Genomic DNA, 6,248 nt, shown 5'->3' with positions numbered 1-6,248 from the left:
GGGTGGACCGGGCGGGCGCGGCCGGCCGGGCTCGTGTGGTGAAACGGCTGGGTGCGGCGGGCCGGGCAGATGTGACGGGCGAGGTGGTCACGGTTCTTCCTTTCTTCCGCTCTTCCGGTCTTCCGGGTGCGGTGGGCGGTCTTCGGGTGCCGGTGGGCGGCCTCTATCTCGACGGCGCAGGTATCTCGACGGCGCAGGTGCCGACAGGCGCGGACACGCAGATGCGGATGTCCTCGTCGGGCTGGCGCGACTCCTCACCGGTACGCACGTTGCGGACGACGCCCTCGGTCTTGTGGGACATGCAGGACAGGCAGATGCCCATGCGGCAGCCGAACGTGGGCGCAAGCCCGGCGGCCTCGGCCTGCTCGAGCAGAGTGGCCCCGCTGTTGGGCACGGTGGCCACGGTGGCGCCGGCCCTGGTGAAGATCACCTCACCGCTGGCCGGGCCGCGCGCGGCAGGCGGCCGGAAGTACTCCACGCGCAGCCGGTCGCTGCCGGCGTAGGCGTCCTGGATTCTCTCGATCAGGCCTGCCGGGCCGCAGGCCCAGGTGTCCACGTCCCGGTAGCCTGGCACCAGCCGGGACAGCTCGGCCGGGGTGAGGCGGCGGCCATCCTGCCGCGGGTGGACCAGGTGGACGTGGACGTTCGGGGGCAGCGCGGCGAGCTCGCCGGCGAAGATCTGGTGTGCCGGTGACCGTGAGTAGTGCAGAAACGTGATGGTGCCGCCGTAGCCGCGCCGCAGCAGCGTGCGGACCATCGACATCACCGGGGTGATGCCCGAGCCGCCGGAGATGAACAGCAGCTGGCGCGGCGGCGGCTCGGGCACGGTGAACGCGCCGGCCGCCCGCGACAGGTGGACGACCAGGCCCGGCCGGGCACGGCCGACGAGGTAGCTGGAGACGACCCCGTCCGGGTTGGCACGCACCGTGATCGTGATGCGGCCGCCGCGGCCGGAGGCGGGCGAGGAGACCGAGAAGCACCGGAGGTGACGGACACCGTCGATCTCGACGCCGAGCTGGACGTACTGGCCGGCGAGATGGCCGGGCCAGCTCCCGGTGGGCTGGAGGGTGAGCGTGGCGACCGGGGCGCCGGCGTGGGTCTCGGGCTCGACGCGGACGACCCGGGCCCGGATCTCGTTCACGGCCCACATCGGGTTGACCAGCTCGAGGTAACGGTCCACGCCGTGCGGCGAGGTGAGGGCCGCCACCACCGGCGACCGCAGCAGAGCCCGGACGAGCGTCATGGTTGTCCTCTCCGTTCAGGCCTCTCCGTTCAGGCCCGCGGCAGGACGAGCCGGCGGTGACGGGAGCACACAGGCGGATGGGTGTCGGCTGAGAGATCGGATGGGGGCGACAGAGCCCCGGTCGTCAGTCGATGTCGATGCGGGCGGCGGCGCGCGTCAGAGCCGGGGAGAGCCGGCTGAGGACGCGGCCGGCCCTGGCCTCGACGGTGACCGGGACGACGGCCCTGTTCTCCCGGACGGCGCGCAGGATCTGCCAGGCGACCTTCTCCGGGGGGAAGTTGCGCCTGGCGTAGAGCGCGGCGAAGCGGTCGCGGGTGGCGTCGAGCCCGTCGGCGGAACGGCCGGAGAAGGTGCTGGTACGGGTGATGTTGGTGTTGACGAGGCCGGGGCAGATGGTGCTGACGCCGATGCCGGCGGGAGCGAGCTCGGCGCGCAGGCAGTCCGACAGCATGTAGACGGCGGCCTTGCTGGTGGCGTAGGCAGCAAGGACCTTGCTGGGCAGGTACGCGGCGGCGGAGGAGACGTTGACGATGTGGCCGCCCTCCCCGCGCTCGACCATCAGGGTGGCGAAGGCGCGGCAGCCGTGGACGACGCCGCCGAGGTTGACCTCCAGGATGTGCTGCCACTCCTTCTCGGTGGTCTGCAGGAAGGTGCCGCCGTGGCCGACACCGGCGTTGTTGACCACGATGTCGGGGACGCCGTGGGCCGCGGCCACCTCCCTGGCGAAGGTGTCGACGGCGGCGCTGTCGGCGACGTCCACCCGGTAGGCGTGGGCCGCGGGGGCGCCGAGCAGGCGGGTGAGTTCGACGGTGCGCTCGGCGCTGGCCAGGTCGAGGTCGCAGACCACGACGGCGGCGCCGTGCTCGGCGAAGGCCAGCGCGGTGGCTCGTCCGATGCCGCTGCCGCCGCCGGTGACGACGGCCAGCTTCCCGGCGAAAGCCGCCCGCTCCAGGCCGGGGCCCCGGCACCAACGCAGGCGTGGGCGCTGGGGCCGGCGCGGGCCGGCGGCCCGTTCCCGGCTCGAGACGGCGGCTCGCTCGAGGGCGGGCGCGGCGGGCGCGCCGTCGGCGTGCGCGGCGATTTCTTTGATCATCTGTGCCACGGTGGGGCCTTTCTCGAGCAGTGCGGACCAGTGCCCGGCGGTCAGGGTGCGCCGCCACAGGTGGGGCACCCAGCGGTCGAGGTCGTCGCCCAGCGCGGGGCTGACGTAGCGGTCCCGGGCGAGGGTGATCAGCTGTACCGGTACGGCGGTCGGGCGCTGCCGTGGCCGCAGCAGGTGGGGCAGCATGTTGGCCCGGTACAGCGCGATCCCGTGTACGGCGTCGGTGGCAAGGGTGGGCTGCGGGTGGCTGGTCCGCGGGATGACCCCTTCGGTGGACGCCAGCACGTACCCCCACCGCGCGGCCAGGCCGAGCCGCCAGACGGCAGGGGCGAGTAGCGGCAGGTGGAAGACGCCGATGTACCAGGAGTGCGCGGCCTGGGTGAGCAGCTGGCCGAGGTGACGCGGGGTGGGACGGGCGAGCCGTCGCCGCGCCCAGTGGCCGACGTGGTCCAGGCAGGGCCCGGACAGGGAGGTGTAGGAGGCGATGCGGCCCGCCGCCCGGGGGTCGGTCACGGCCTCCCAGGCCTGGATGGACCCCCAGTCGTGGGCGGCGAGGTGCACCGCCCGGTGTGGGCTGACCGCGTCGGCCACCGCGAACAGATCGTCCGCAAGCTGCGGCAGACGGTAGCCGCACGCTCCCTTCGCGGCCCCGGAGGCCCCGGCGCCACGCACGTCGTAGCGCACCACGTGGTGGCCGTCGGCGGCGAGGGCCGCGGCGACGTCGTCCCAGACCCAGTGGGTGTCGGGGTAGCCGTGCACGAGCAGTACCGTCGGCCCGGCCGGGTTGCCCTGCTCGTACACGGCCAGCGGCACACCGGCGGAGACGACCGTCCGCCGCCTCATCGCGCCTCCACCGCAACATCCGTCGCAACATCCGTCGCGATGTCCGACGAGGTGTCTGCGGCCCGCTGCCAGCGGCGTACGTGCGGCAGGTCGTCGTCGAGCCAGTAGGCGTCGTCGTCGGTGACCACCAGTAGCTCCTCGAACTTCAGGCCCACATCGCGGAACGCGACGTGCGGCTCGACCGCCCACAGCCCCGGTGTGGGTGCGTGCCGGGAGGCACGGCCGTCGGCCCACAGCGGTGACCGGCCGTAGCGGCGCTCGCCGAGGAACTCGCGTCCGAGGGTCTGCAACGTCCGTATGCCGAAGCCGAGGACGCTGACTCCGGCGGGCCCGCGGGCGGTCGTGCGGGTGACCTGGTGGCCGATGACCCGCCCCGGGTAGACCCGGTGCCGGTTGTCGTAGCCGTGGCGGGCGATGAGCGCGTCCACCCGTGCGTAGATCTCGTTGAACGGTGTGCGCCGGCGCGCCTCGACGACGATCAGGTCGCGGTATTCGCGCAGGTCACGGTCGATCCTGTCCCAGACGGGGCTGGCGCCGACCCGGCCGGCGTACCCGATGTCGGCGGTGTAGCCGTCGATGACGGGGGCGCAGTCGAGGATGTACGGCATGCCCTCCTCGAGTCTGCGCCGGCTCGGGAAGAACTGCAGCGGCGTGTGGAAGTGCCGGAAGGCGGTCCGGTCGCCGAACCAGGCGAAGTGGACGTGGAAGAAGTCCTGGACGCCGGCGGCGGCCAGTTCCCGGCCCAGTCGCGCGCTGGCCTGGCGTTCGGTCACGCCGGGCTCCAGCCAGGCCCCGACCCGCTCGGCGCAGGTGTAGGCGAGCTGCTGCAGCTCACGGAAACGCCTGAGGTCGCCGCTGTCGTACGGGAAGACCGTCGCGGCCTGGGGCTGCTGGCGGGCCGACCCTCGGGCCGGTGTCTGGACCAGAGTGGGCATGGATGTCGCCTCCGGGTCGGATGCCCCCCGGTTCGGGTGGGCGCTTCGCACGACTGCACGGTTCGGTTGCTCGGGGTGGATGAGAGATCACAGGTCCAGGACGAGGCGTTCGCCCGCGCGGGCACGGGAGACGCAGACGAGCATCGCGCCGTCGGCACGCTCGGTGTCGGTGAGCCGGTGGTCACGGTGCTCGACGGCTCCGGCGAGGACGCGCTGGCGGCAGATCCCGCAGAAGCCCCGCCGGCAGGAGTAGGCGGCCGTGGGGACGGCCTCGGCGAGCACGTCCAGGACGGACCGGTCGGCGGGCACGGGCAGCACGCGCCCGCTGCGGGCCAGCCGCAGCTCGAAGGGCCGGCCGTCCCGGATCGGGGCGGAGGCGAACCGCTCGACGTGCAGGCCGCTGGCCGGGCTCGCGTCGAAGGCCGCCTGGATGCCGTCGAGCACGGGGGGCGGGCCGCAGGCGTAGACGGCGGCCCCGGCCGGGGCGCGGCGCAGCAGGCTGGTGGCGTCGGGCCTGCCGTGCTCCTCGTCGGAGAGGATCTCCACCCGGCCGTGGAACCGGCGCAGTTCGTCGGTGAACGGCAGTGACGTGCGGGTGCGGCCGCTGTACACCAGCCGCCAGTCCAGGCCGCGCCGGGCGGCCTCGCGGACCATCGGCAGGATCGGGGTGATGCCGATGCCGCCCGCGATGAACAGCACGCGGGGCTCGGCTGCGAACGGGAAGGCGTTGCGCGGCCGGCCCACGGTGAGCCGGCTGCCCGCCGGCAGGGCGTCGTGCACCTCGACCGACCCGCCGCCGCCGGTGTCGAGACGGCGGACCGCGATCTGGTAGGTGCCCCGGTCGGCGGGGTCGCCGCACAGGGAGTACCGGCGTCGGCGGCCGGAGGGCAGGTGCAGCTCGAGATGGGCGCCGGGCCACCAGGCGGGCAGCGCGGCCCCGTCGGGAGCGGCCAGGCTCAGGCGGACGACGCCGTCGGCCACGTACCGGCGGTCGGCCACCACGAGGTTCAGCGTGGACGCGGGCGCGGGCGGCGGTGTGGGCCGATGCTGACGGCTGCCCGACCGGGTGGCCAGCGGGAACAGCACGTCACCGACAGCGGCCAGCACCCTCATCCCGCGGTCGGCACGGGGCCTGCCGTACAGGTCGGGGGGAACATACCGGCCCTCCGGTTGCGGGCCCTGCCCGGACATCAGCGGGCGGCCGCGGCGCGGGCGGCCGGGGAGGTGGCGAGGTAGGCGACCGCCTGCCGGGTCGAGCCCTCCTGGGTGGGGTGGTAGTCACGCCTGAGGTAGCGCAGCCCGGAGCGCACGGCCTGGCCGGGGGCTGGCAGCAGCCCCCGCCGGGACGCCGCGAGGAAGGCACGCCAGCTCTCCGCCCGCTGCGGCCCGCCCGGCCGTGATCGGGCCAGCTGTGGATCGGCGGCCATCAGGAAACGCGCTCCACGGATCCATAACCAGTACAGGATGGGACCGGTGAGCGCCATGGCGCGGATCCGCCGCGGATAGCCCGGGTCCAGATGCCTGAGCAGGTCGTACGCGACGCTGCGGTGCTCGACCTCCTCCGCGCCGTGCCAGCGCAGCAGGTCCAGCATCACCGGGTCGGCGCCGGCCCGGTCCAGGGCGTCCGCATTGAGCACCCAGTCGCCGAGGAAGGCGGTGAAGTGCTCGACCGCGGCGATGATCGCCACCTGCTCGACGACGTGTTCCCGGGCGCGCCGCGGCGGCAGCCCCGGACGATCCCCCAGCACCTGGTGGAAGAGCCACTCAAGCTGCCGTAGGTACGGGTCCGGATCCAGCCCGGTCGCGCGCAGGTGCTCGAGCGCTCCCTGGTGGGCCTGCGCGTGGAGGGCTTCCTGACCGATGAACCCCAGCACGTCCTCCCGCACCCGGCCGTCCGTGATCATTGGCAGGGCGCGCTGGAAGACGCGCACGAACCAGCGCTCGCCCTCGGGCAGCAGCAGATGCAGCACGTTGATGGTGTGGCTGGCGACGGGCTCGCCCGGAATCCAGGGGTCCGGCAGCCGTGACCAGTCGAAGCGGACGTCACGCGGCTGCAGGACCAGGGCGTCGGGCTCGGCGAGGGCGTCGGGCTCGGCGGCGAAGACCGCGGTGGGGGTGTGGGAAG

General features: G+C 73.9%; 5 protein-coding genes. All 5 read right to left on the bottom strand.

Translation table 11 applies throughout. The features are described from left to right. Positions 1-163: 163 nt before the first annotated feature. The 5 genes from CM1CMNOD_RS08665 to CM1CMNOD_RS08645 all read right to left on the bottom strand — a co-directional run bounded on the left by CM1CMNOD_RS08665 (position 164) and on the right by CM1CMNOD_RS08645 (position 6,186). On the bottom strand, positions 164-1,243 hold the full coding sequence (locus CM1CMNOD_RS08665; RefSeq protein ID WP_013873295.1) for a ferredoxin reductase: 1,080 nt from the start codon (positions 1,241-1,243) through the stop codon (positions 164-166). Between the two features lie 124 nt (positions 1,244-1,367). After that, positions 1,368-3,188, bottom strand: a complete 1,821-nt coding sequence (locus tag CM1CMNOD_RS08660) for an SDR family oxidoreductase (protein ID WP_013873294.1) — start codon at positions 3,186-3,188, stop codon at positions 1,368-1,370. Beyond that, positions 3,185-4,123, bottom strand: a complete 939-nt coding sequence (locus CM1CMNOD_RS08655) for a M24 family metallopeptidase (RefSeq protein ID WP_013873293.1) — start codon at positions 4,121-4,123, stop codon at positions 3,185-3,187. Before CM1CMNOD_RS08655 ends, CM1CMNOD_RS08660 begins: the two co-directional genes overlap by 4 nt. Before the next feature lie 87 nt (positions 4,124-4,210). Continuing rightward, positions 4,211-5,314: a PDR/VanB family oxidoreductase gene (locus tag CM1CMNOD_RS08650; RefSeq protein WP_013873292.1), complete on the bottom strand. Its 1,104-nt coding sequence runs from the start codon at positions 5,312-5,314 to the stop codon at positions 4,211-4,213. Then, positions 5,314-6,186 (bottom strand): metal-dependent hydrolase, encoded by an 873-nt coding sequence (locus CM1CMNOD_RS08645; RefSeq protein ID WP_043605877.1) that lies wholly within the window; start codon positions 6,184-6,186, stop codon positions 5,314-5,316. Before CM1CMNOD_RS08645 ends, CM1CMNOD_RS08650 begins: the two co-directional genes overlap by 1 nt. Positions 6,187-6,248: the final 62 nt, after the last annotated feature.

Source organism: Protofrankia symbiont of Coriaria myrtifolia (assembly GCF_900634755.1).
GTDB classification, from domain to species: Bacteria; Actinomycetota; Actinomycetes; order Frankiales; family Frankiaceae; genus Protofrankia; species Protofrankia coriariae.
Note: the sequence above shows the minus strand (reverse complement) of the source record. Positions and strands in the feature narration are given on the sequence as shown.

What these genes read in the sequence shown, in the direction of transcription:
- CM1CMNOD_RS08665 (WP_013873295.1), bottom strand. Translation starts at nt 1,243, where the DNA reads ATGACGCTCGTCCGGGCTCTGCTGCGGTCGCCGGTGGTGGCGGCCCTC.
- CM1CMNOD_RS08650 (WP_013873292.1), bottom strand. Translation starts at nt 5,314, where the DNA reads ATGTCCGGGCAGGGCCCGCAACCGGAGGGCCGGTATGTTCCCCCCGAC.
- CM1CMNOD_RS08655 (WP_013873293.1), bottom strand. Translation starts at nt 4,123, where the DNA reads ATGCCCACTCTGGTCCAGACACCGGCCCGAGGGTCGGCCCGCCAGCAG.
- CM1CMNOD_RS08660 (WP_013873294.1), bottom strand. Translation starts at nt 3,188, where the DNA reads ATGAGGCGGCGGACGGTCGTCTCCGCCGGTGTGCCGCTGGCCGTGTAC.